The organism is Rothia nasisuis, from assembly GCF_928381405.1.
Classification (GTDB): Bacteria; Actinomycetota; Actinomycetes; order Actinomycetales; family Micrococcaceae; genus Rothia; species Rothia nasisuis.
The window spans coordinates 1-431 of the sequence record NZ_CAKMSB010000049.1 but is presented as its reverse complement, the minus strand read 5'-3'; the positions used below and the strand labels follow the sequence as shown (position 1 = coordinate 431).

Genomic DNA, 431 nt, shown 5'->3' with positions numbered 1-431 from the left:
CCTTCAATCTCACCCGTATCATCCTGGAAGGTCAGAGCTAGGTAGTCTTTGCCAGCTCGTGTTTGACGGACTTCAGCAGTCTTAATTAGATAGAACCCTTCGAAGAATTCATCTTTTTTCATTTGGTTAATTTTCATTATCTTCCTCATCTAATGGGGACAGGCCAAGCAGTCCCTTGGTTTGGTCATCTTCGTACAGGTCAATGGTACGAAGACTACGCTCAATGGCGTTGGTGCGAGTGGTTAGGAGTTTGTCAATATTGCTGCTGGCTTGATTGAGCTGTTTCTGAGCCTTGACCAAGAGGTCAGAAAACTTGCCAAATTCCAGCTTGACATTGCCCAAGACCTTGGAAATATCATCGGCTGACCGTTGAATATTGAGGGTCTTAAAGCCGACGGAGAGGGAATTGAGCAGGGCAGACAGGGTGGTCG

Annotated in this window: 1 protein-coding gene; it reads right to left on the bottom strand. The window is 46.6% G+C overall.

Features of this window, described 5'->3' with window-relative positions:
* Nucleotides 1–126: 126 nt before the first annotated feature.
* A partial coding sequence (gene rmuC / locus L6966_RS11970) for a DNA recombination protein RmuC (RefSeq protein WP_237233467.1) occupies nt 127–431 on the bottom strand: 305 nt, incomplete at its 5' end.